This window comes from Arenimonas composti TR7-09 = DSM 18010 (genome assembly GCF_000426365.1).
Taxonomy (GTDB): Bacteria; Pseudomonadota; Gammaproteobacteria; order Xanthomonadales; family Xanthomonadaceae; genus Arenimonas; species Arenimonas composti.
In genome coordinates, this window is record NZ_AUFF01000001.1 from 745,773 (window position 1) to 768,440 (window position 22,668).

15 protein-coding genes are annotated in these 22,668 nt (G+C 71.2%); 2 read left to right on the plus strand and 13 right to left on the minus strand.

All coding sequences use genetic code 11. The annotated features are described in order from the left end of the window. Positions 1-32: 32 nt before the first annotated feature. The 4 genes from K311_RS0103400 to prfB all read right to left on the minus strand — a co-directional run bounded on the left by K311_RS0103400 (position 33) and on the right by prfB (position 6,371). A complete protein-coding gene (locus K311_RS0103400; protein WP_026816147.1) occupies positions 33-2,153 on the minus strand; it encodes a hybrid sensor histidine kinase/response regulator in 2,121 nt (706 codons plus the stop codon). Positions 2,154-2,184: 31 nt separating this feature from the next. After that, the gene (locus tag K311_RS0103405; RefSeq protein WP_026816148.1) at positions 2,185-3,234 is read right to left on the minus strand and encodes an HD domain-containing phosphohydrolase; all 1,050 of its coding nucleotides are present in this window, start codon (positions 3,232-3,234) and stop codon (positions 2,185-2,187) included. Positions 3,235-3,626: 392 nt separating this feature from the next. Continuing rightward, the gene (gene lysS, locus K311_RS0103410; RefSeq protein ID WP_026816149.1) at positions 3,627-5,132 is read right to left on the minus strand and encodes a lysine--tRNA ligase; all 1,506 of its coding nucleotides are present in this window, start codon (positions 5,130-5,132) and stop codon (positions 3,627-3,629) included. Positions 5,133-5,248: 116 nt separating this feature from the next. After that, positions 5,249-6,371, minus strand: a protein-coding gene (prfB, locus tag K311_RS0103415; RefSeq protein WP_154659431.1) for a peptide chain release factor 2 whose coding sequence is annotated in 2 segments (ribosomal slippage) — positions 5,249-6,298 and positions 6,300-6,371 — 1,122 coding nt in all. Because the reading frame shifts where the segments join, the coding sequence is not laid out codon by codon here. 129 nt (positions 6,372-6,500) lie between these two features. Between prfB and K311_RS0103420 the strand changes: the two genes are divergently transcribed. Further along, the gene (locus K311_RS0103420; RefSeq protein WP_154659432.1) at positions 6,501-8,435 is read left to right on the plus strand and encodes a GGDEF domain-containing protein; all 1,935 of its coding nucleotides are present in this window, start codon (positions 6,501-6,503) and stop codon (positions 8,433-8,435) included. Between the two features lie 25 nt (positions 8,436-8,460). Here K311_RS0103420 and K311_RS0103425 read toward each other — a convergent pair whose 3' ends face one another. The 9 genes from K311_RS0103425 to dapB form a co-directional block, all read right to left on the minus strand. Next, positions 8,461-9,834, minus strand: a complete 1,374-nt coding sequence (locus K311_RS0103425) for a hypothetical protein (protein WP_026816152.1) — start codon at positions 9,832-9,834, stop codon at positions 8,461-8,463. An 80-nt stretch (positions 9,835-9,914) separates the two neighbouring features. Continuing rightward, complete coding sequence (gene recJ, locus K311_RS0103430) at positions 9,915-11,636, minus strand: single-stranded-DNA-specific exonuclease RecJ (RefSeq protein WP_026816153.1); 1,722 nt, start codon at positions 11,634-11,636, stop codon at positions 9,915-9,917. After that, positions 11,633-12,577, minus strand: coding sequence for a hypothetical protein (locus K311_RS0103435; protein ID WP_026816154.1), 945 nt, complete (start codon positions 12,575-12,577; stop codon positions 11,633-11,635). Before K311_RS0103435 ends, recJ begins: the two co-directional genes overlap by 4 nt. 7 nt (positions 12,578-12,584) lie before the next feature. After that, positions 12,585-13,061: a transcription elongation factor GreA gene (gene greA / locus K311_RS0103440; RefSeq protein WP_043796886.1), complete on the minus strand. Its 477-nt coding sequence runs from the start codon at positions 13,059-13,061 to the stop codon at positions 12,585-12,587. Then, positions 13,058-16,300, minus strand: a complete 3,243-nt coding sequence (gene carB / locus K311_RS0103445) for a carbamoyl-phosphate synthase large subunit (protein WP_026816156.1) — start codon at positions 16,298-16,300, stop codon at positions 13,058-13,060. Before carB ends, greA begins: the two co-directional genes overlap by 4 nt. A gap of 38 nt (positions 16,301-16,338) precedes the next feature. After that, positions 16,339-16,743 (minus strand): hypothetical protein, encoded by a 405-nt coding sequence (locus tag K311_RS18680; RefSeq protein ID WP_026816157.1) that lies wholly within the window; start codon positions 16,741-16,743, stop codon positions 16,339-16,341. 25 nt (positions 16,744-16,768) lie between these two features. Further along, the gene (locus K311_RS17425) at positions 16,769-18,673 is read right to left on the minus strand and encodes a S9 family peptidase (protein WP_161627291.1); all 1,905 of its coding nucleotides are present in this window, start codon (positions 18,671-18,673) and stop codon (positions 16,769-16,771) included. Positions 18,674-18,713: 40 nt separating this feature from the next. Then, positions 18,714-19,850: a glutamine-hydrolyzing carbamoyl-phosphate synthase small subunit gene (carA, locus tag K311_RS0103460; protein ID WP_026816158.1), complete on the minus strand. Its 1,137-nt coding sequence runs from the start codon at positions 19,848-19,850 to the stop codon at positions 18,714-18,716. 162 nt (positions 19,851-20,012) lie between these two features. Further along, positions 20,013-20,738 carry a 4-hydroxy-tetrahydrodipicolinate reductase gene (dapB, locus tag K311_RS0103465; protein WP_043796894.1) on the minus strand — a complete coding sequence of 242 codons (726 nt, stop codon included), beginning with the start codon at positions 20,736-20,738 and terminating at the stop codon, positions 20,013-20,015. Positions 20,739-20,840: 102 nt separating this feature from the next. Here dapB and K311_RS0103470 point away from each other — a divergent pair, with 102 nt between their 5' ends. Then, positions 20,841-22,664, plus strand: a complete 1,824-nt coding sequence (locus K311_RS0103470; RefSeq protein ID WP_051239429.1) for an adenylate/guanylate cyclase domain-containing protein — start codon at positions 20,841-20,843, stop codon at positions 22,662-22,664. Positions 22,665-22,668: the final 4 nt, after the last annotated feature.

A 22,668-nucleotide genomic window follows, 5' to 3' on the forward strand; every position in this document is an offset into this window, starting at 1 on the left:
AGGGCGGCGGCCGTCCACTTCCTGCAGGCTGCTCAGCCCGGTTCGCCGTCGCCTGGACGCGAGGCGCCACCGGGCTTGCCGCCGATCCGTGCCAGCTCGCGGCGCACCTGTTCCGCGGTCGCTTCCAGCAGCGTGCCGAGCAGGCCGATGTTGCGCCGCCACTCGCGCGCCAGCACCGCGTCCCCCGACCGCATGATCCCGGTGCAGCGTTCGATCAGGGCGGACGCGCCGAGGTTCTCGGCGACGCCCTTGAGCGCATGCGCCGATTCGCGCACCGCTTCCCACTGCCCCGCCGCCGCCGCGCGCTCCGCCTCGGCGAGGCAGCGGCTGGCGTCGCGCAGGCACTGGTCGGCGAAGTCGTCGAGGAAGCCCTCGCCGAGGCCCATGCCGGCCAGTTCCTCGAGCACGTCGGTGCGCAGGGTCGGCACCAGCCGGTCCTTGCGCGCGGCCGGTTCGTCGGCGACGCCGCCGGCGATCTCCGCCAGCGCCTCGAGCAGGCGCGTCGCCACGACCGGCTTGGTCAGGTAGGCGAAGGCGCCGGCGGCCTCGGCGTCGCGCACCGCGTCGACGGTGGCGTCGGCGCTCAGCACCAGGATCGGCGTCCGCGTGCCGCCGGCCTGCATCACCCGCGCCTGCTTGATCACGTCCAGGCCCCCGAGCACCGGCATGTGCAGGTCGACGATCGCGGCGTCGAGGGTGTCCTCCTCCAGCCGCGTCAGCGCCTGCTCGCCGTCCTCGGCGAACACCGCCGTGTGCCCGGCGCGCTCCAGCAGGCGCTGCAGTACGAGCCGATTCGCCGCCTGGTCGTCGGCGACGAGCACACGCAACGGCCGCACCCGCGCGCGGTGGCGCACGAACGGGTCGTCGAACGGGATCACCTTGCCGTCGTCGCCGAGCGCCGCCGGTGCAGCCGGCTCCTGCGCCGGCGCGAACTCCAGGTCCACCCAGAAATGGGTGCCGCCGCCGGGATTGTCCTCGAGCGCGATCGTGCCGCCGAGCAGTTCCGTCAGCGTGCGCGCGATCGTCGTGCCCAGGCCGGTGCCGCCGAAGCGCCGCGTCGGACCGCTGTCCACCTGTTCGAAGGCGTCGAAGATCCGCGCCTTGTGCTCCGCCGGTACGCCGATGCCGGTGTCGCGCACCGAGAAGCGCAGCGCCACCAGGTCGCCCCGCCGACCCCGCGCCATCACGTCCAGGCGCACGCTGCCGGCCTCGGTGAACTTGATCGCGTTGTGCAGCAGGTTCATCAGGATCTGGTTGAGGTGGCCGACGTCGCCGTGCAGCTCGGCCGGCACCGCGTCCTGCACCTCGACGACGAGCTGCAGGCTCTTCGCCGCGGCCAACGGCTGCAGCATCGTGCGGATGCGCCGCGCCAGGTCGCGCGGCGAGAAGTCGGCGTCCTGGCGCTTGAGCTTGCCGGCTTCGATCGCCGAGATGTCGAGCACGTCCTCGACCAGCAGCAGCAGGGTCTGTGCCGAGGTCTGGATGACGTCGGCGCATTCGCGCTGCTCCGGCGACAGCCGGGTGCTCGACAGCAGCTCGGCCATGCCGATGATGCCGTTGAGCGGGGAGCGGAACTCGTGGCTCATGTTGGCGAGGAAGCGCGACTTCGCCGCGTTCGCCCGGCGCGCTTCCTCGCCGGCGCGGCGCAGGTCGCGCTGCAGCGAGATCAGGTAGGACGGGATCGCGACGAGGCCGATGACCAGACCCCAGGCCAGCCACGGAATGCCCTGCCAGTACGGCGAATTCAGGATCACCGTCACCTGCGTGGCCACCGCCATCGCCATCGCGAGCACCAGGTAGCGGGTGCCGTAGCGCAGGCCGTTGCCGATCGTCACCCACAGGATGATCACGTACAGCGGCGCCAGCACGTCGCCCTTGAGCGTCATCATCGCCGCGCAGGTGCCGTAGTCGCCGAGCATGCCGATCACCCGGCGCACGTGCGACACGCCGGGACGGATCGCGATCGCGAGAACCAGTGCGAGGCCGAGCACGGTCTCGCACAGCAGCACGTAGACGCTCAGTCGCGTTTCCGGATTGGCGTCGCCGCTGGCGGCCACGCCGGCGAGATAGGTCAGCAGGACGGCGGCGATGACCAGGCGGACGATGGCCTGGCCATGCTCGCTGTCGGGTCGGTTGGCGAACGCGGCGATCATCGCGGAAGGCGGGCGGGCCGCGTGCGGGCGCTCAGGAAGCGGCGTCTTCCACGCCGAAGTGCTGGTGGATCTCGGCGATGCGCTCGCGCCGGCCCAGCAGCGCCTCCACCACCGCCGGGTCGAACTGCCTGCCGGCCTGCTCCTTCAGCCACGCCAGGGCCGCGTCGAGCGAATGCGCCGGCCGCCACGGGCGCGGGCTGGTCATCGCCGCGAGCACGTCGGCGACCGCGACGATGCGCGCCGGCAGCGGAATGTCGGTGCCCTTCAGTCCCTCTGGGTAGCCGCTGCCGTCCCAGCGCTCGTGGTGGCTGCGGGCGATGGTCGCGCCGACCTGGACGAAGTGGCTGCTGCTGTCGCGCAGGATCTCCCAGCCGCGCATCGGGTATTCGCGGATCGCCGCGAGCTCCTCGGTCTCCAGCGGCGCCGGCTTGAGCAGGATCGCGTCGGGCACGCCGATCTTGCCGATGTCGTGCAGCGGCGCCGCCATCTCGATGGTCTTCACCTCGTCCTCGGGCAGGCCCATCGCCTCGGCGATCAGCGCCGAATAGCGGCCCATGCGCTCGACCTGGGTCAGCCCGCCGCCGCCGCGGAAGGCGGTGGCGCGCGCCAGGCGGTGCAGCACTTCGCGCTCGCGTTCGTCCAGTTCGTGCATGCGGGCGAGCAGCTGGCGCTCGAGCTCGTGCGCGCGGAACTTCAGGTTCTGCTGCTGCTGGCGCAACGCCAGCAGGTTGCGGCAGCGAGAGCGCAGTTCGCGCGGGCGCACCGGCTTGACCAGGAAATCGATGACGCCGGCCTCGAGCGCGGCGTTGCGGATCGGCTCGTCGCCGACCACCGTGATCAGGATGATCGGCACGTCGCGGTGCGACAGCGGGCGGCGGAAGCGGCGCGCGAACTCGAGCCCGTCGAGCTTGGGCATCCGGTAATCGAGCAGCAGCAGGTCCGGCGCGCTCCGCTGCGACCACAGCAGCGCCTCCACCGGATCGCCGAAGTCGGTGACCTTCACCTCCGGGCTGATGTCTTCGAGCAGATGGCGGAACATCGTCCGCTGCGAGGGCTGGTCGTCGACGATCAGTACGTTCACGTAGGCTCCCGGGTGTACACACCGTTCGCCGCGGACCGCGGCGGGGCCAGCTTACGCCGGGCCTTTCGCGCCCAGCAAGCCGAGCAGGAGGAGGTCGGAGGTAGTCGCAGTGGGTTCGTTATCGCGGCTCACCCGTGGCTACGTGCTGTCTGGAGGAGAGCCCCCCTTGGTAAGGGGGGCGCGCCGAAGGCGCGGGGGATCGGGAGTAATGAGCCGGGGCCCGCGATTTCGCCGCAGGCGGAATCGTGGGGTTGTTCCGCGAATGCGGAACAACACAGCCCCCCTTGGTAAGGGGGCGCGCCGAAGGCGCGGGGGATCGGGAGTAATGAGCCGGGGCCCGCGATTCGTGCAGCTTCACCGCACGAATCGTGGGGGAAGTCTGAGCGAATCGCTCAGACTTCCGGCCGCATGTAGGGGAACAGCAGGACGTCGCGGATCGAGGCACTGTCGGTGACCAGCATCACCAGCCGGTCGATGCCGATGCCGAGGCCGCCGGTCGGGGCCATGCCGTATTCCAGCGCGCGGATGTAGTCGGCATCGAAGTGCATCGCCTCGTCGTCGCCGCCCTCCTTCGCCGCGACCTGGGCGAGGAAGCGCGCCTTCTGGTCCTCGGGGTCGTTGAGTTCGGAGAAGCCGTTGGCGAGTTCGCGGCCGCCGACGAACAGTTCGAAGCGGTCGGTGACCTCCGGGTCGGTGTCGCGGGCGCGCGCCAGCGGGCTGACCTCGGTCGGGTGCTCGGTGATGAAGGTCGGCTGCACCAGCGTGTGTTCGACCGTCTTCTCGAAGATCTCCAGCAGCAGCTTGCCCCAGCCGTAGCCGTCCTTGTAACGGACGCCGAGGCGGCGGCAGTGGCCGCGCATCGCCTCGAGGTCGCGCAGTTCTTCGCGGCGGATCCCCGGGTTGAGCTCGAGCACCGCGTCGCTCATCGTCCAGCGGCGGAAGGCCGGGCCGAGGTCGATCGCCATGTCTTCCCACTGCAGCGCCGCGGTGCCGCGCACCGCCACGGCGACGTCGCGGATCATGCCTTCGGTGAGATCCATGATCCCGTCGTAGGTCGCGTAGGCCTCGTACAGCTCGAGCATCGTGAACTCGGGGTTGTGCCGGGTCGATACGCCCTCGTTGCGGAAGTTGCGGTTGATCTCGTAGACGCGCTCGAGGCCGCCGACGACGAGCCGCTTCAGGTAGAGCTCCGGCGCCACGCGCAGATACAGGTCGAGATCGAGTGCGTTGTGGTGGGTCACGAACGGGCGCGCGGTGGCGCCGCCGGGGATGTAATGCATCATCGGCGTCTCGACCTCGAGGAAGCGCCGCGCGTCGAGCCACGCGCGCATCTCGCGGACGATCCGCGAACGCATCACGAACACCTCGCGCGCCTCGGGATTCACGATCAGGTCGACGTAGCGCATGCGGTAGCGCTGTTCGACGTCGGCGAGGCCGTGGAACTTGTCCGGCAGCGGCCGCAGCGACTTGGTCAGCAGGCGCAGCGACTCGGCGCGCACCGACAGCTCACCGGTCCTCGTGCGCGTCAGCCCGCCCTCGACCGCGACGATGTCGCCGATGTCCCAGCCCTTGAAGGCCTCGTAGGCCTCGCCGAGCGCGTCGACCTTCAGGAACAGCTGGATGCGCCCGCTCATGTCCTGCAGCTGGGCGAAACTGGCCTTGCCCATCACCCGCTTCGCCAGCAGGCGGCCGGCGACGGCGACCCGGCGCTCGAGCGCCTCGAGCTTCTCCGCCGGCCAGGCCTCGGCGTCTGCGAACTCGGACTGCAGGTCGCCGGCGTAGTCGGCGCGCGCGAAATCGTTCGGGAACGCGACGCCCTGCCCGCGCAGCGCCGTCAGCTTGGCGCGGCGTTCGGCGATGAGGCTGTTTTCGTCGGGGGACGGGCTGTGCTCGGTCATGGCTCTTCAGCTTTCCGTAGGAGCGCCTTCAGGCGCGACCGCTTTGCGGATGAGTAGGAGGGCATCGCGGCTGAAGCCGCTCCTACAGGGCGGGCAGGGGCAGGCAGGGGCCGGGGTCAGGCGTCGGCGCGTTTGGCGCCGACTTCCAGCCCTGCCTTCAGGCTGGCCTCGATGAACTCGTCGAGGTCGCCGTCGAGCACCTTCTGGGTATCGCTGCGTTCGATGCCGGTGCGCAGGTCCTTGATGCGGCTCTGGTCGAGCACGTAATTGCGGATCTGGCTGCCCCAGCCGATGTCGGACTTGGTGGCTTCCACCGCGTCGCGCTCGGCATTGCGCTTCTGCATCTCGATCTCGTACAGGCGCGCGGCCAGCATCTTCATCGCGCGGTCGCGGTTGGCGTGCTGGCTGCGTTCGGTCTGGCAGGCGACGACGACGCCGCTGGGCACGTGCGTGATGCGCACCGCCGACTCGGTCTTGTTGACGTGCTGGCCACCGGCACCGGACGAGCGGTAGACGTCGGTCTTCAGGTCGGCCGGATTGATCTCGATGTCGATCTTGTCGTCGACCTCGGGCGACACGAACACCGAGGTGAAGCTGGTGTGCCGGCGGTTGTCGGAGTCGAACGGGGACTTGCGCACCAGCCGGTGCACGCCGGTCTCGGTCTTCAGCCAGCCGTAGGCGTATTCGCCCTCGACCCGGAAGGTCGCCGACTTGATGCCGGCGACATCGCCGCCGCTGACCTCCATCAGCTCGGTCTTCCAGCCGCGGTCCTCGCACCAGCGCAGGTACATGCGCAACAGCATCTCGGCCCAGTCCTGGGCCTCGGTGCCGCCGGCGCCGGCCTGGATGTCGACGAAGGCATTGGCGGCGTCCATCTTGCCGGAGAACATCCGGCGGAACTCCAGCTGCTCCACCTCGCGGGCAGCCTTCTCGACGTCCCCGACGACCGCATCGGCGGTGTCCTGGTCGTCCTCCATCTCGGCGAGGTCGAGCAGCTCGCCGGCGCCGATCAGGCTGTCGGTCAGGCTGCGGATGCCCAGCACGACCTTTTCCAGGGACGCGCGTTCGCGACCCAGGCCCTGGGCGCGTTCGGCATCGTTCCAGACATCGGGGCTTTCCAGCTCCCGGTTCACTTCCTCGAGACGTTCGACCTTCTGGTCGAAGTCAAAGATACCCCCTGAGCGAATCCAACCGTCCCCGGAGGTCGGCGATTCGCTGGCGGACGGGATTGAGTTCCATGGTTTCCGCGGCTGTGCTGTTCGGGGCGCGGATGATACCAGTCGCGTCGCGGCGGCGGCGTGCTTCACGGTTACGGGCGCGCGCCGCGGTTACACTCGGTGCAGAACCACGGAGGAGCTCCGCCCACCGATGATCCGTCGGCTAACGCGCCCGCAGCACCTGTTCCTGCTGGCGATCCTGGTCTGCACCCCCGCTCTCGCCACCCCCCCTCCCCCCACCGCTCCCCTGCTCGCCGATGCCGACGAGGCGGTCGCCTCGCGCTGTCTGGAAATGCGGGCGAACGACCCCGCCGCGGCGATGCGCTTCGCCGAGGACGCGCTGTCGACGCTGGCGACGCGGCCACCGGCGCCAGGTGACGCCCAGGCGCGCGCCGCATTCGAGATCAAGCTGCACGCCTGCCGCGGCCGCGCCGCCGCGATCGTCGGCGACGGCGACCGTGCCGCCGACAGCGCCGTCCGCATCGACACCCTGCTCGCCGCGCATCCGATGCCACCGGAGTTCGCGCTGCGGGCGCTGTCGAACGCCGGCGCGAGCCTGCACCACGCCGGCCGGGTGCACGAGGCGCTGGACTTCTACCTGCGCACGCTCGAGGTCGCCCGTCGTGACGAGGCCGAGATCGCCCAGGTCAGCGCCCTGGTCAACGTCGCCAGCATCCACAGCGAGGAACTGGGCGCCTACGCGATCGCCGAGGACTTCTACGCGCGCGCGGCGGCCTTCGACGCCGGCAATCCCGACCAGCGCGCGGTACTGGCCTACAACCGCGGCCAGAACTTCCTGCACCTGCAGCAGATCGAGGCGGCGCGTGCCGCGTTCACCGGCGCCCTGGCGCACGCCGAATCGATCGAGTTCGCGCTGGTGCGCGAACGGGCCCGCGCGGAACTGCTGGCACTGGATATCGGCGAAGGCCGCCCCGGCGCCGCGCCGGAGGCGCTCGAAGCGATCGCCCGCCGGCAGCGCGACGAGATCCACGACATTTCCGGCGCGGCGATCACCTGGCAACGCCTGTCCGAGCTGGCCCTCGCGCGCGGCGACGCCGAGGCGGCGCTGCGCCACGCCGGCACCGCGCGCGCCGCCGCGGCCGAAGGCAATTTCCGCGCCGAACAGCGCGACACCCTGCAGGCCGAGGTGGCGGCCCTCGCCGCGCTCGGTCGCTGGCGCCAGGCCTGGGAAGGCGCCGAGGCGCTGCGCACCCTGGAAGTCGAGCGCCTGCGGGCGCTGAACCTCGACGGCCTCGCCGGCCTGCAGGCGCGACTGCAGGACGCCCGCGACGCCCGCGAGCTCGAGCGCATCCAGGAAGCGCAGCGCATCGAACGCCTGGAACGCACCCAGGACCAGCGGCTGCGCAACGGCGCCCTCGTCGCGCTGCTGATCCTCGCGCTGCTGGCCGGCGCCTTCCTGTTCTACCAGCGGCGGGTGAATGCGCGGCTGAAGGTGCTGAGCACGGTCGATCCGCTGACCGGGCTGCTGAACCGCCGCGCCGCGGAATCGCACCTGCGCCGGCCGGAATTCTCGACCCCGGCCGACGGCCGCTGCAGCGTCGTCTACCTGGTCGACGTCGACAACTTCAAGGAACACAACGATCGCCACGGCCACGCCGCCGGCGACCGCATCCTGCGCGAGATCGCCCGCAAGCTGCGCGCCGCCTGCCGTCCGGACGACATCGTCGCCCGCTGGGGTGGCGAGGAGTTCCTGGTGGGCTGCCGTGGCCTCGATGCCGACCGCGCCGGCATCGTCGCCGAACGCCTGCGCCTGGCGGCACGCGATGCCGCCGCCGGTGCCGCCGACGGCCGGCCGGTGACGGTATCGATCGGTTTCGCCTGCCTGCCCTTCCTCGCCGACGCCACCCACCCGGGCGGCTGGCCGGAAGCGATCAAGCTCGCCGACCGTGCGCTGTACGCGGCCAAGCACAGCGGCCGCGACATCTGGATCGGGCTGTGGGGCAAGGCGGGGCACGAGGCCGAGCTGGCCGCCGTGCTCGCGGATCCGGCGGCCAGTGCGGCCGCCGGCGACATCACCGTGCTGGCGAGTCGCCAACCGGTGACCTGGCCGCCGGCGCCGGACTGAGCCCGGCGCCGGTCGACCGCCGACCTCAGTTCTCGAGGATCAGCTGGTAGGCGCCGCTGCCGCCGTCGAAACCGGCGGCGACCACTTCGTAGCGACCCGGCTGCAGGTCCACTTCCAGGCGGGCGTTGTTGCCGCCACCACTGTCGTCGTCCGACTGGACGTGCTCGCCGTCGCGCAGCAGGTGGACGACGCTGTCGAACTCGTTCGACTCCATGCGGATCACGTAGCGGCCGGCGCGGCTCACGGTCAGCGGGTAGCGCGCGAGTTCGCCGGACGCCAGGCGGGCATTGCGCGGGCTGCCGACCGTCAGCGCCTGCGCCGGCGCCGCGGGGGCGATCGCGGTCCGCAGGCGGAACACCCCGCCGGCGCCGCCGACCGCATCGGCAATGCGCACGGTGTAGTCGCCCGGATCGAGGGCGATGACCAGCTTCGCCTGCACGCCCTCGCCGCTGTCGTCGTCGCCGAGCAGGGTGCCCGGGCCGTTGACGTCGATGCGCGGGTCGAACTCGTCGCTCTGCAGGTCGAAGGACACCTGCGAACGGTTGGCGATCCGCAGCCGGTACTCGGCCGGGCCGGCCTGCAGCAAGCCGACCAGGTTGCCGGCGGCGATATCCCCGCTGTTCTGCAGTTCGACGCCGGCCGGCAGGTTCACCGGCATGTGGGTCGCGCGCAGGCGGTACAGGCCGTCGCTGTCGCCGATGCGCGCCACCTCGAGGGTGTACTCGCCCGGCTGCAGCCACGCATTGATGCGCGCGTCGGTGCCGTCGCCGCCGTCGTCGTCCTCGAGCGCCACGCCGTTGCCGCGCAGGCGCAGCACCGGGTCGAACTCGCCGGACATCAGGTCGATCCGGTAGCGGCCCGCCTCGACGACCTTCAGGCGCAGGGTCTGGCTGTCGCTGCCGAGCAGGCCCTCGCGGTCGTCGCCGGCGGCCAGCGGCCCGGTATTCGCCGTCACCGCGCGCGCGGCCAGCGTGTACGGACCGTAGTCGCTGCTGCCGCGGCCGCTGAACACGATCGTGTAACGGCCGGCGCGCGGCGCGACCAGGGAGCGGGCGACGACCTGGCGGCCGTCTTCCTCGCGGCAGGACGAATTCTCCTGCGGACGGCGGATCGCCAGCCGGCCGCCCTCGTCGGCGAACAGGCTAAGGCGGCCGCAGAAGCCGGCGCTGGCCTCGACCGCGATCGCCTGGCCGGCGTTCAGCGACACGGTCCACGCGGCGCTGCGGCTGCCGTCGTTGAGGTTCAGGTGGTCGGCGGAGGTGATCTCGCCGGCGGCCGGGCTGCCGAGGTCGAGCTTGCGTTCGCCGCCGCGGTTCTGGGCGGTGGCGGTCAGCGGAAGGCTGGCGGCGAGCAACGCGGCGATGCTCGTCGCCAGGGCGCGACGATGAAGGATGGTCATTGCGGTTTCCCCAGGGGTGGATAGCCGATCCAGCATGGCCGGCGGCGCGAAACCTGACAAGCCGGGATTCCGGCTCCGCCTCAGGCCGGCTGCCAGTGGCGCAGCAGCAGCTGCACGTCGCGACGGTCCTGCCAGTCGTCGGCGTCGAGCTGGTACAGCGCATGCACGCGGCGCGGCGGCGCTTCGCCGCGCCAGCCGGAGAAATGGATCGCCGACAGCGGCCGCTCGCGACCCGGCACGCGCAACGCCAGCTTCAGGTGGCGCTCGCCGACGACGCGCCACGTCACCACCTCGAACTCGCCGTCGAACTGCGGCTCCGGGAAGCCCTGCCCCCACGGCCCGGCGAGACGCAGCGCATCGACCAGCGCGCGTTCGAACTCGTGCGGCGCCAGCTCGCCGTCGCTGGGCAGTTCGTCGTGCAGCAGTTCCGGCGCGAGCATCGCCGCGACCTGGGCCTGCAGCGCGGCGGTGAACTCCGGCAGGCGCGCGGCGTCCAGGCTCAGCCCGGCCGCCATCGCGTGGCCGCCGAAGCGTTCGATCAGCCCCGGCGTGCGCGCATCGACCGCCGCCAGCGCATCGCGCAGGTGCAGGCCGGCGATCGAGCGGCCGGAGCCCTTCAGCAGCGCGCTGCCGGGTTCGGCCGGCGCGAACGCGAACACCGGCCGGTTCAGCCGCTCCTTCAGCCGCGACGCGACCAGGCCGACGATGCCGGCATGCCAGTCCGGCTCGTGCACGCACAGCGCCGGCGGCGTCGCGTCGGCGGCCGGGGCCAGCCGCGCCAGCATCGCCTCGGCCTCGTCGACCATGCGCTGCTGCAGGTCGCGGCGTTCGCGGTTGATCGCATCCAGGCGTTCGGCGATCGCCCTCGCCCGCGCCGGCGCGTCGCACAGCAGCAGCTCGATGCCGAGCGCCATGTCCTCGAGCCGGCCGGCGGCGTTCAGCCGTGGCGCCAGCGCGAAGCCGATGTCGCTGGCCGACAGCGTCGCCAGGTCGCGCCCCGCGACCTCGGCGAGCGCGACCAGACCAGGCTGGCCACGCCCCTCGCGCAGGCGGCGCAGGCCCGCGGCGACCAGCAGGCGGTTGTTGAAGTCCAGCGGCACGAGGTCGGCGACGGTGCCGACCGCGACCAGGTCCAGCAGCGTTCCGAGCTCGGGTTCGGCGGTGGCGAAGGCGCCGCGCTCGCGCAGCAGCCGGCGCAGCGCCAGCAACAGGTAGAACACGACACCGACGCCGGCCAGGGCCTTGCTCGGGAAACCGTCGCCGGGGGCGTTCGGGTTCACGATCGCGTCGGCCGCCGGCAGCGTCGGACCCGGCAGGTGATGGTCGCTGACGATCACCGTCCAGCCACGCGCCTTCGCCGCGGCGATGCCGGCGTGGCAGGCGATGCCGCTGTCTACGGTGAGCAGGAGCTGCGGCTGCAGCGCGGCGAGCTCGTCGACCAGCGCGGGGCTGAGGCCGTAGCCGTGGGTCGCGCGGTTCGGCACGCGGAAGGCGACGTCGGCGGCACCGAGCAGGCGCAGGCCCCGTACCGCCACCGCGGTGCCGGTGGCGCCGTCGCAGTCGAAGTCGCCGACGACGACGATGCGGTGGCCGGCGGCGATCGCATCGGCCAGCAGGCCGGCGGCGTGGTCGATGCCGGCCAGTGCCTGCGGCGGCAGCAGGCGCGCCAGCTTCAGTTCGCCGTCGGCGGCGCAGAGCACGCCGCGGGCGGCGTAGATCCGCTGCAGCAGCAAGGGCATGGTTTCCGGCCACGGCCCGTGCGCCGGCACCGGCCGGCGGACGATGCGTGGTGTGCGGCTCATGCCAGCGCGGTCGCGGGGCGGCGCCAGAATGCCCAGCGGCGCAGTTTCAGCAGCCGCCGGCGGCAACCGTCGGCGAAGTCGAGTTCGACCGCCGCGGACGGCGTGCCGGCGCGGGCGGCGCGGATGCGCGATTCCACCGCGCCCCAGTCGCGCTCGCCACGCAGGTCGACCAGGCGGCCACCCACGACCGCGGCGAGCCCGCCCGCACGCGGCGGCGGGCTGGCGGCATCGAAGGGCCGGGCCAGCCGCATCAGCGCGCGCAGCAGGGCGTCGTCGCTCTCGACGCCGGCGAGCGTGGTGCGCACGTGGTCCGGCAGGCGGCCGGCGCCGTGGAAGCAGACGCTGTTGGCCGGTGGCTTGCCGGCGGCGACGCGGGCGGCATTGACCGGATGGTTGTGCAGGATCACCTGCGCCTCGCTGAGCAGAGTGCGCCAGCGCCGGCCCTCCGGTCCTTCCGGCAGCATCGCCGACAGGTCGGCGCCCAGTACCTCGTCGGCACCGGCGAACACCGGCAGCTTCGCGTCACGCGTCAGCGCGAGATACCAGCGCGACGGCGCCGGCGCCGAGATCGGCATGCCGGCATCGCCGAACACGACCCGCAGCGCGGCGACCAGTTCGTTCGCCTCGGCGACGCTGAGGCCGAGTTCGCCGATCGCCATCACCCGCGCCCCGGTCATCTCGGCGCGGACCCAGCAGGGGTCGGCGCGCAGCCAGGCATGCAGGTGGGCGTCGTCGGCGTCGCCGGCGCGGGTCAGCGCCGCGACCGGCAGGCCGCGCGGCAGCAGGTCGAACCAGCGTTGCAGTTGCGCCGCCTCGCCCGGGTCGCCGTCGCCGGGGTGCTCGCCGTCGGCGAGCAGGCGGCCGATGTCGGCGGCGATCGCCTGGCCGGCGAAGCGGCGGCGCTCGGGCAGCAGCAGGACGGTGGCGGCGGTGTCCGCCATGCGCGGCTCAGGTGCCGTAGCGGACGGCGACGATGTCGAACTCGCGGTCCCCGGCCGGGGCGCGGATCGTGATCGTGTCGCCCTCGTGCTTGCCGATCAGCGCGCGCGCCACCGGCGACGAGATCGAGATCAGGCCCAGTTTGATGTCGGCCTCGAGGTCACCGACGATCCGGTAGGTCACCTCGTTGCCGCTCTCGCAGTCGGCGAGCACGACCTCGGCGCCGAACACGACCTTGTCGCCGGCGTTGAGCGTGGACACGTCGATGATCTGGGCATGCGAGAGCACGTACTCGAGTTCCTGGATGCGGCCCTCGATGAAGCCCTGCTGTTCACGGGCGGCGTGGTACTCGGCGTTCTCCTTCAGGTCGCCGTGGGCGCGTGCCTCGGCGATCGCGGCGATCACCGCCGGCCGCTTGACCGACTTCAGGTGCTCCAGCTCCTCGCGCAGCTTCTGGGCGCCGGCGGACGTCAGGGGCGGTCTCATCCGTGGATTTCCTCGTGCAGTTCCTGCAGCGACCAGACCCGCGGGTCGTCGCGGTGGTCGGCCGCGCGGATCAGGGCGCGTGCGCCCGGAATGGTGGTCGAATAGGTGACGCGGTGCATCAGCGCCTCGCGCCGGATCGAGAACGAGTCGGCGATCGCCTGCTTGCCCTCGGTCGTGTTGACGATGTAGCAGATTTCGCCGTTCTTGATCAGGTCCACCACGTGCGGGCGGCCCTCGATCACCTTGTTGACCCGGGCGCAGGCCAGGCCCTGCTCGCGCAGGAATCGGGCGGTGCCCTCGGTGGCGACCAGGGTGTAGCCGCGCTCGATCAGGTCGCGGGCCACCGGCAGCAGCCGCTGCTTGTCCGGGTCACGCACCGACAGGAAGGCCTGGCCGGGGCGCGGGGCCTTGATGTTGGCGGCTTCCTCGGCGCGCGCGAAGGCTTCCGGGAAGGTGCGGCCGACGCCCATCACCTCACCGGTGGAGCGCATCTCCGGGCCGAGGATCGGGTCGACGTTCTGGAAGCGGGCGAACGGGAAGATCGCCTCCTTCACCGAGAAATACTCCGGCACGATCTCCTTCGTGGCGCCCTGCTCCGCCAGCGTGCGGCCGGCCATGCAACGCGCGGCGATCTTCGCCAGCGGCCGGCCGATGGCCTTCGACACGAACGGCACCGTGCGCGAGGCGCGCGGGTTCACTTCCAGCAGGTAGACGGTTTCCGTGCCGTCGGCGGCGGTGGTGATCGCGAACTGGGTGTTCATCAGGCCGACGACCTTCAGCGCCCGCGCCAGCTGCACTACCTGCAGGCGCAGGCGGTCCTGCACCGGCTTCGACAGCGAGTACGGCGGCAGCGAGCAGGACGAGTCGCCGGAATGCACGCCGGCCTCCTCGATGTGCTCCATGATGCCGCCGATCAGCACGTTGCCTTCGGTGTCGGCGATCACGTCGACGTCGACCTCGACGGCGTTGTCGAGGAAGCGGTCGAGCAGCACCGGCGAATCGTTCGAGACCTGCACCGCCTCGCGGATGTAGCGCGCCAGGTCGGCGTCGGAATACACGACTTCCATCGCGCGGCCGCCGAGCACGTAGCTCGGACGCACGACCAGCGGGTAGCCGATCTCGTTGGCCAGCACGATCGCCTGCTCGCCGTTGCGGGCGGTGCGGTTCGGCGGCTGCTGCAGGCCGAGCTGTTCGACCAGCTGCTGGAAGCGCTCGCGGTCCTCGGCCAGGTCGATGCTGTCCGGGCTGGTGCCGATGATCGGCACGCCGTTGGCCTCGAGCGCGCGCGCCAGCTTCAGCGGCGTCTGGCCGCCGTACTGCACGATCACCCCGGCCGGCTTCTCGAGCTCGACGATCTCCAGCACGTCCTCGAGCGTCAGCGGCTCGAAGTACAGGCGGTCGGAAGTGTCGTAGTCGGTCGACACGGTTTCCGGGTTGCAGTTGACCATGATGGTCTCGTACCCGTCCTCGCGCAGGGCGAGCGCCGCGTGCACGCAGCAGTAGTCGAACTCGATGCCCTGGCCGATGCGGTTCGGGCCGCCGCCGAGCACCATGATCTTCCTGCGGTCGGTCGGCAGCGCCTCGCACTCGTCCTCGTAGGTCGAGTACAGGTAGGCGGTGGTGGTCGCGAATTCGGCGGCGCAGCTGTCGACGCGCTTGTAGACCGGGCGCACGCCGAAGGCGCGGCGCAGCGCGCGCACCGCCGTCTCGTCGGTGCCGGCCAGACGGGCCAGGCGGGCGTCGGCGAAGCCCATGCGCTTGAGCGCGCGCAGGCGCGGCGCGTCGAGACCGGCGAGGCCGGCGGCCTGCACCTCCTTCTCGGCGGCGACGATCTCCTCGATCTGGTCGAGGAACCACGGGTCGATGAAGCTCAGGCGGAAGACATCGTCGACCGACATGCCGGCGCGGAAGGCCTCGGCGACCTGGAACAGCCGCTCCGGACCGGGCTCCTTCAGTTCGCGGCGGATCTTCAGCAGCCCTTCCTCGCCGGCGCCGGCGTCGCCGGTCGGATCGAAGCCGGACTTGCCGGTCTCGAGGCCGCGCAGCGCCTTCTGCATCGATTCCTGGAAGGTGCGGCCGATCGCCATCACCTCGCCGACCGACTTCATCTGCGTGGTCAGGCGGGCGTCGGTGGCCGGGAACTTCTCGAACGCGAAGCGCGGGATCTTGGTGACGACGTAGTCGATCGTCGGCTCGAACGAGGCCGGCGTCGCACCGCCGGTGATGTCGTTGCGCAGCTCGTCGAGGGTGTAGCCGACGGCGAGCTTGGCGGCGATCTTGGCGATCGGGAAGCCGGTGGCCTTCGAGGCCAGCGCCGACGAGCGCGACACCCGCGGATTCATCTCGATCACGACGACGCGGCCGTTGCTGGCGTTGATGCCGAACTGCACGTTCGAGCCGCCGGTGTCGACGCCGATCTTGCGCAGCACCGCGATCGAGGCGTCGCGCAGGCGCTGGTATTCCTTGTCGGTGAGCGTCTGCGCCGGCGCGACGGTGATGCTGTCGCCGGTGTGCACGCCCATCGGGTCGAGGTTCTCGATCGAGCAGACGATGATGCAGTTGTCCGCGGTGTCGCGGACGACCTCCATCTCGAACTCCTTCCAGCCGAGCACCGATTCCTCGACCAGCACCTCGTGCACCGGCGACAGCTCGAGGCCGCGCTTGACGATCTCCTCGAACTCCTCGTGGTTCCAGGCGATGCCGCCGCCGCTGCCGCCGAGGGTGAAGCTCGGGCGGATGATCGTCGGATAGCCGACCGTGGCCTGGATACGCACCGCTTCCTCGAGCGAGCGCGCGACCTCGGCCTTCGGGCATTCCAGGCCGATGTCGCGCATCGCGATGCGGAACAGGTCGCGGTCCTCGGCCATGCGGATCGCCTCGCGCGAGGCGCCGATCAGCTCGACACCGTATTTCTCGAGCACGCCGGCGTCGGCGAGGTCGAGTGCGCAGTTCAGCGCGGTCTGGCCACCCATCGTCGGCAGCAGCGCGTCCGGCTTCTCCTTGGCGATGATCCGCTCCACCGTCGCCGGATTGATCGGCTCGATGTACACGGCGTCGGCCATGTCCGGGTCGGTCATGATCGTCGCCGGATTGGAGTTCACCAGGATCACCCGGTAACCCTCGTCGCGCAGCGCCTTGCAGGCCTGGGCGCCGGAGTAGTCGAACTCGCAGGCCTGGCCGATGACGATCGGGCCGGCGCCGATGATCAGGATGGATTCGATGTCGGTGCGCTTGGGCATGGGAGTCCGGTGCTGCGGGCCGCGGGTACGGCGGGGTTTCAGGGCTTGGCGGGGGCGTCGGCGAGCAGCACGACGCGGACGACGCGCTCGCGCGGCATCGCCAGGGAAATCGTGCGCGTGCCGACGGCGACCTCGAGGTTGATCGCCATGGTGCTGGCGCCGGTGATCACCCCCTCGCGCTCGGTATGGATGTTGGTGCTCACGCGCACCGTCGCGCCGATGTGGTTCACCAGGGCCTCGAACGGGATCTCGTCGCCGACGGCGACGCGGGTGGACTGTGCGGGCGTCGGGGCGGCAGCAGGCGCCGGCGCGACGGCCGGAGCCGGTTCCGCCGCGGCCGCCGGGACCGGCGCGGTCGCGAGCGCATTGCCGGCGACGAGGGCGAGTGCCGCCACGAGACCGGCGAATCCGGTGGCGTGACGGCGGCGGCTCTGGTCGATCATGGCGATCCTCCTCGGGGACGTCGGTTCAGTCGGCGGCCGGCGGCGTGCGGCCGCGGCCGATGTGACGGTCGAAGAACGCCAGCATGCGGTTGTACAGCGAGACCTGGTTCTCGAGGTCGCGGAAACCGTGCGCCTCCTTGTCCTCGACGATCACTTCCTCGGGCTCCTTGCCGACCTTCTTCATCTGATCGATCAGTACGAACATGTTGCGGATCGGCACCCGCTGGTCCTTGCGGCCGTGCACCAGCATCACCGCGGCGCGCAGGTTGGCGACGCCGTAGGCCGGCGAGTGCGCGCGGCGCTCGCCGTCGGTCGGCGGCAGCACGTCGCGCAGGTAGTTGCGGCCGAATTCGTGGTCGTTGATGTCGGAGTGGTACTGCGCCTCGAGGTCGTAGACGCCGACGTAGCCGACCGAGCAGCGGTACAGGTCGGGCTCGCGCACGGCGCTCATCAGCGCCGCGTAGCCGCCGTACGAGGCGCCGTAGATGCAGACGCGGCTGCCGTCGACGATGCCCTCGCGCACGAGCTGGGCCACCGAGTCGGTCAGGTCGTCCTGCATCGCGGTGCCCCACTTGCGGTAGCCGGCGCCCTCGAAGGTGCTGCCGTAACCGCCGGAGCCGCGATAGTTCATCTGCAGCACCGCGTAGCCGCGGTTGGCGAACAGCTGCACTTCCGGGTTGAAGCCCCAGTAGTCGCGCGGACCGTGCGGGCCGCCGTGCGGGTTGACGATCAGCGGCAGGTTGCGGCCGTCGCTGTCCTTCGGGATCGTCAGGTAGCCGTGGATCTCCAGGCCGTCGCGGGTGGTGACGCTGACCGGCCGCATCGGCGACATCTCTTCCGGCTTGATCCAGTCCATCGCGCTGGCGAGGTAGGTCGCGCGGCCGGTGTCGCGGTCGAACAGGAAGGCTTCCGACGGCTGGGTGTCGGAATAGGTGCGCAGGGTGATGTAGCGCCCGTCGCTGCCGCTGGACTCCGCGAACCACACCGCCTTGCCCGGGAACGCCTGGATCAGGCCGGCGTAGATCTTCGCCTCCGGATGTTCCGGGGCGACGAAATCCCAGCTCGGCAGGCCGTCGTGGTAGCGCACCGCGAGCAGCGTGGTCTCGTCGTGGCTCCACAGCAGGCCGCCCGGCGACACCCGTTCGTTGCGCGAGAGCAGTTCCTCGCTCCAGTCGTCGGTGTCGACCAGGTAGATGCCGGCGGGCTCGCCGTCGCGGCTGCGCGAGACGTAGACGTGGCGGTTGTCGGCGGCGAAACCGAGCGGAACGAACGAACCGGTGTTGCGCCCGCTCGAGTGCACCTGGGTCCAGCGCTCGCCGTCGCGGCGGAACGCGACGTGGCCGCCGTCGGCATTGGCGCCGAAGACGAAGCGGACGCGGTCCTCGTGGTCGATCAGGAAGCTGCCCATCTCCACCGGCGCCTGCACCACGGGGGTGACGTTGCCGTTGTAGACGTTGAGCTTGAACAGGAACGCGGTCTCGACCGAACGCTGCACCAGCACCGTGCGCGGGTCGTCCGGCGTGGTGTCGATGATGTCGTAGAACATGCCGTTCGGGATGTCGATGCGGCGGGTACCGTCGATGTTCGACGCGTACATGTCGCCCTTGGCCGTCTCGAAGTCGAACTTGCCGGTCTTGAAGGTGACCACGAAGATCAGGCGCTCGTCGTTCGCCCAGATCACGTCGCGGAAGTGGCGGTCCGCGCCGTAATCCCACTTGCCCACCACGCCGCGGTCGGAGACGCGCAGCACCGCCAGCACCGTGCGGTCTTCCTGCGGCACCGTGACCGCCATGTGCTGGCCGTCCGGCGACACCGTGATCGAGGTGAACTCGGCGTCCTTGAAGAAATCCTCGACCGGCACTTCGCGCGCCGTCGCGATCCCCGCCCACAACATCGCCGCGACGAACGCGACCATCAGCCTTGCGAACATGCTCATTTCTCCCCGGAAGGACCGCGTGCAGTCGTCATCGTCATTCGCCGCGCTTGCCGGCGGCTTGCATCATCGTCGTGAAGCGGTCGAACAGCCCGGCGACGTCGTGCGGGCCCGGACCGGCTTCCGGGTGCCCCTGGAAACCGAAGGCCGGCGCGTCGGTCAGCGCGATGCCCTGGTTGGAGCCGTCGAACAGCGACCGGTGGGTGACCCGCACGTTCGCCGGCAGCGAATCCTCGTCGACCGCGAAACCGTGGTTCTGGCTGGTGATCATCACCCGCTTGCTGTCGAGGTCGATCACCGGGTGGTTGGCGCCGTGGTGGCCGAACTTCATCTTGCGGGTGCGGCCGCCGGCGGCCAGACCGAGGATCTGGTGGCCCAGGCAGATGCCGAAGGTCGGGATCTTCGCGGCGATGAAGGCGCGCGTGGCGGCGATCGCGTAATCGCAGGCGGCCGGATCGCCCGGGCCGTTGGACAGCAGCACGCCGTCGGGCTTCTCCGCCAGCACCTGTTCGGCCGGCGTCTGCGCCGGCACCACGGTGATGCGGCAGCCGCGCTCGGCGAGCATGCGCAGGATGTTGCGCTTGACGCCGAAGTCGTAGACGACGACGTGGAAACGCGGTTCGACGCGCACGAACTCGTCGCGGTCGAGGTCGAGCCGGCCGTCGGTCCAGGCGTAGCGCTCGCGCAGGGTCACCTCCTTCGCGAGGTCGAGGCCGGCCAGGCCCGGGAACTTGCGCGCCGACTCGATCGCCTTGTCGACGTCGATGTCGCCGGCCATCAGGCAGCCGTTCTGGGCGCCGCGGTCGCGCAGCAGGCGGGTCAGGCGGCGGGTGTCGATGCCGGCGATCGCGACGATGCCGCGCGCCGACAGCCACTCCGGCAGCGGCGTCTGGCTGCGCCAGCTGCTCGGCCGGCGCGGCACGTCGCGGACGATCAGGCCGGCGGCCCAGGCGCGTTCGGCCTCGTCGTCGCGCATCGTGCAGCCGGTGTTGCCGACGTGCGGATAGGTCAGCGTGACGATCTGCCGCGCGTACGAGGGATCGGTGAGGATTTCCTGGTAGCCGGTGATCGCGGTGTTGAACACGACCTCGCCGACGCTGCTGCCGGCCGCGCCGACGGAAATGCCCTCGAATACGGTGCCGTCTTCGAGCGCGAGAATGGCGGTTTGAGTCACTGGCGATCGCCTTGGCGTGGGGGGAACCCGGTTTCGTCGGTGTGCGAAGACCCGCGGACGAGGGTGACCAGGTCCGTGCGGGTTCGGGTTCAGGCGAGCCGGAATTTTAGACGCCCGGGCCGGAAAAGGGAAACGGGAACGGCAGGAGGGAATCCGTACGGACTACTTCCTGTCGAGCAGCAGCTCGGCGAACACGTAACGGCCGGCCGGCCTGCCCGCGAGCCGCCGGGCGGCCAGCAGCGCGCCGCGGGCGAAGATGTCGCGGTCGGTGGCGCGGTGCACGAGTTCGAGGCGCTCGCCGGCGCCGGTCAGCTGCACGAGGTGTTCGCCGACGATGTCGCCGGCGCGCAGGCTGGCGTAATGCGGCTCGCTGCCACGGCCCTCGCGCACCGCCGCGCCGAGCACCAGCGCGGTGCCCGAGGGCGCATCGCGCTTGTGCACGTGATGGCTCTCGACGATGTCGGCCTGCCAGTCGGGCAGCGCCGCCGCGGCCTGGCGCACCAGCGCCTCGAGCACGGCGACGCCGGCACTGAAGTTCGCGGCCCACAGCACCGGAATCCCGGCGGCCGCGCTGTCCAGCAGCGCCCGCTGCGCGTCGTCGAGGCCGGTGGTGCCGCTGACCACCGCGGCGCCACGCGCGCGGCACAGGTCCAGCACCGGTGCCAGCCCGGCCGGCTGGCTGAAATCCACCGCGACGTCGAAGGCCGGCGCCGCCGCCAGGCGCTCGGCGGCCAGGCCGGGCGCCCCGCCGGCTTCCGGCGGTGCCTCGCCGGAGCGGGTGACCGCGGCGACCACACGCAGCGCGGGATCGGCCGCCGCGAGCCGCAGCAGGGCGCGGCCCATGCGGCCACCGGCGCCGTGGATCAGCAGGTTCAGGGGTGCGCTCATGCAGGCACGCTAGCGGATCGCCGCGGGGACCGGCAATCGCCCGCCCCGCCGCTGCGGTCCGCCCGACTCCCGCGCCGATGCCGTCCTGCCTACACTCGCGCGATGGCCACCAAACGCATGCCGCTCCGCCTGCCGCTGTCCGTGCTCGCCGCGCTCGCGGCCCTGCTGTGGTTCACGGGCCTGCTCGACCGCGTCGACGACGCCCTCGGCGACCGCATGCTGCGCGCACACGCGGGGTCGCGCACGCCGCCGGCCGACATCGTGCTGCTGGCGATCGACCAGAAGAGCATGGAGAACCTGGCCGAGATCGCCGGCAAGTGGCCGTGGCCGCGGGCGGTGCATGCCGAGCTGATCGAAGGGCTGGCGCCGTTCGCGCCGAAGGCCGTGGTGTTCGACCTGTTCTTCAACGACCACGACCTCTACCACGAGGAAGGCGACGCCTACCTGCGGGAGGTCGCCGCGGCCCAGGACAACCTGTTCTTCGCCTCGGCGCGCGAGGACGGCAATGCGTCGCTGCTGCGCAACCTGCCGCCGGAATTCGGGGCCGAGCGCGATCCCGGTTCGGACGACGACGCCACCGCCACCCTGATCGTCCCGCAGGTGCTCGAAACGAGGAACTGGCGCGGCGGCCTGGTCAACTTCGAGACGGATGCCGACGGCGTCGGCCGCCATTTCCTGCTCTGGCACGCGATCGACGGCTGGCGGCTGCCGACGCTGCAGACCTCGGTCGCCCGCTTCCTCGGTGTCGACCTGCCCGAGGCGCCGCGTCCGCGCATGCACTGGTACGGGGCGGCGCCGCGCACGCTGAGCTATTCGGACCTGTTCGACGATCTGGCCTCCGGTGATCCGCAGCTCGCGCCGACGCTGCGCGACGCGGTCGTGATCGTCGCGCCGACCGCACCGGGTCTCGGCGACTTCCGGCCGACGCCGCTGGATTCGCAGACCCTGGGCGCGGCGATCGTCGCCACCGGCATCGCCAACCTGCGCGACGGCGACTGGTTGCGCGACCTGCCGGCGCGCTGGCCGCTCGCGGCGCTGCTGGTCGCCGGTCTCGTCGCCGGCTTCGTGCGGCGACGGCGCACGCCGGTCGTGATCGGCCTGTGGCTGGCGGCCGCGAGTGGGGCGGCGCTGGCCGGCGCCTACGTGTCGCTCGGCCACGACCGGTACGCCCCGGTGGCCGCCGCGCTGCTGCTGGCCTGGCTCGCCTACGGCCTGTTCACGATCCAGGCGCAGTGGCTCGAGCGGCGCGAGCGCGAGGAGACCATCGGCATCTTCGGCCGCTTCCTCGATCCGCGCGTGGTCACCGGCCTGGTCGAGACCGGCGAGCTGTCGCGCGAGCAGAAGCCGCAGGCGCGCGAGATCACGATCCTGTTCTCCGACATCCGCGGCTTCACGACGCTGTCGGAAACGCGCACGCCGGAAGCGGTCGTGGCGCTGCTCAACGACTACTTCACCCGCCAGGTCGACGTGGTGTTCCGCCACGGCGGCACCCTCGACAAGTTCATCGGCGACGCGATCATGGCGTTCTGGAACGCCCCCGGCGACCTGCCCGACCATGCCGATCGCGCGGTCGCGACCGCGCTGGAGATGTGCCGCCAGCTCGACGAATTCCGCGCCGAACTGCTGAAGGTCGAACCCGAGCTCGGCGATTTCGACGTCGGCATCGGTCTTCACACCGGCCCGGCCGTCGTCGGCTTCCTTGGCAGCGACACGCGGATGGAGTACACCGCGATCGGCGATACCGTGAACCTCGGCAGCCGTATCGAGGGCACCACCAAGGGCGTCGCGCGCGTGCTGGTCTCGGAAGCGACACGCGCGGCCTGCGATCCGAAGCGCTTCCGTTTCGAACACCGGGGCCAGTTCCATGTGAAAGGCCGTGAAAAGCCGGTGGATCTGTACGAACCTTTCCCCGCCAACCCAGAGTGATCCA

Bases quoted from the DNA above. Each gene is read 5' to 3' on its own strand.
- K311_RS0103400 (WP_026816147.1), bottom strand. From the start codon at position 2,153: ATGATCGCCGCGTTCGCCAACCGACCCGACAGCGAGCATGGCCAGGCC.
- lysS (WP_026816149.1), bottom strand. From the start codon at position 5,132: ATGACCGAGCACAGCCCGTCCCCCGACGAAAACAGCCTCATCGCCGAA.
- K311_RS0103420 (WP_154659432.1), top strand. From the start codon at position 6,501: ATGATCCGTCGGCTAACGCGCCCGCAGCACCTGTTCCTGCTGGCGATC.
- K311_RS0103425 (WP_026816152.1), bottom strand. From the start codon at position 9,834: ATGACCATCCTTCATCGTCGCGCCCTGGCGACGAGCATCGCCGCGTTG.
- recJ (WP_026816153.1), bottom strand. From the start codon at position 11,636: ATGAGCCGCACACCACGCATCGTCCGCCGGCCGGTGCCGGCGCACGGG.
- K311_RS0103435 (WP_026816154.1), bottom strand. From the start codon at position 12,577: ATGGCGGACACCGCCGCCACCGTCCTGCTGCTGCCCGAGCGCCGCCGC.
- greA (WP_043796886.1), bottom strand. From the start codon at position 13,061: ATGAGACCGCCCCTGACGTCCGCCGGCGCCCAGAAGCTGCGCGAGGAG.
- carB (WP_026816156.1), bottom strand. From the start codon at position 16,300: ATGCCCAAGCGCACCGACATCGAATCCATCCTGATCATCGGCGCCGGC.
- K311_RS18680 (WP_026816157.1), bottom strand. From the start codon at position 16,743: ATGATCGACCAGAGCCGCCGCCGTCACGCCACCGGATTCGCCGGTCTC.
- K311_RS17425 (WP_161627291.1), bottom strand. From the start codon at position 18,673: ATGTTCGCAAGGCTGATGGTCGCGTTCGTCGCGGCGATGTTGTGGGCG.
- dapB (WP_043796894.1), bottom strand. From the start codon at position 20,738: ATGAGCGCACCCCTGAACCTGCTGATCCACGGCGCCGGTGGCCGCATG.
- K311_RS0103470 (WP_051239429.1), top strand. From the start codon at position 20,841: ATGGCCACCAAACGCATGCCGCTCCGCCTGCCGCTGTCCGTGCTCGCC.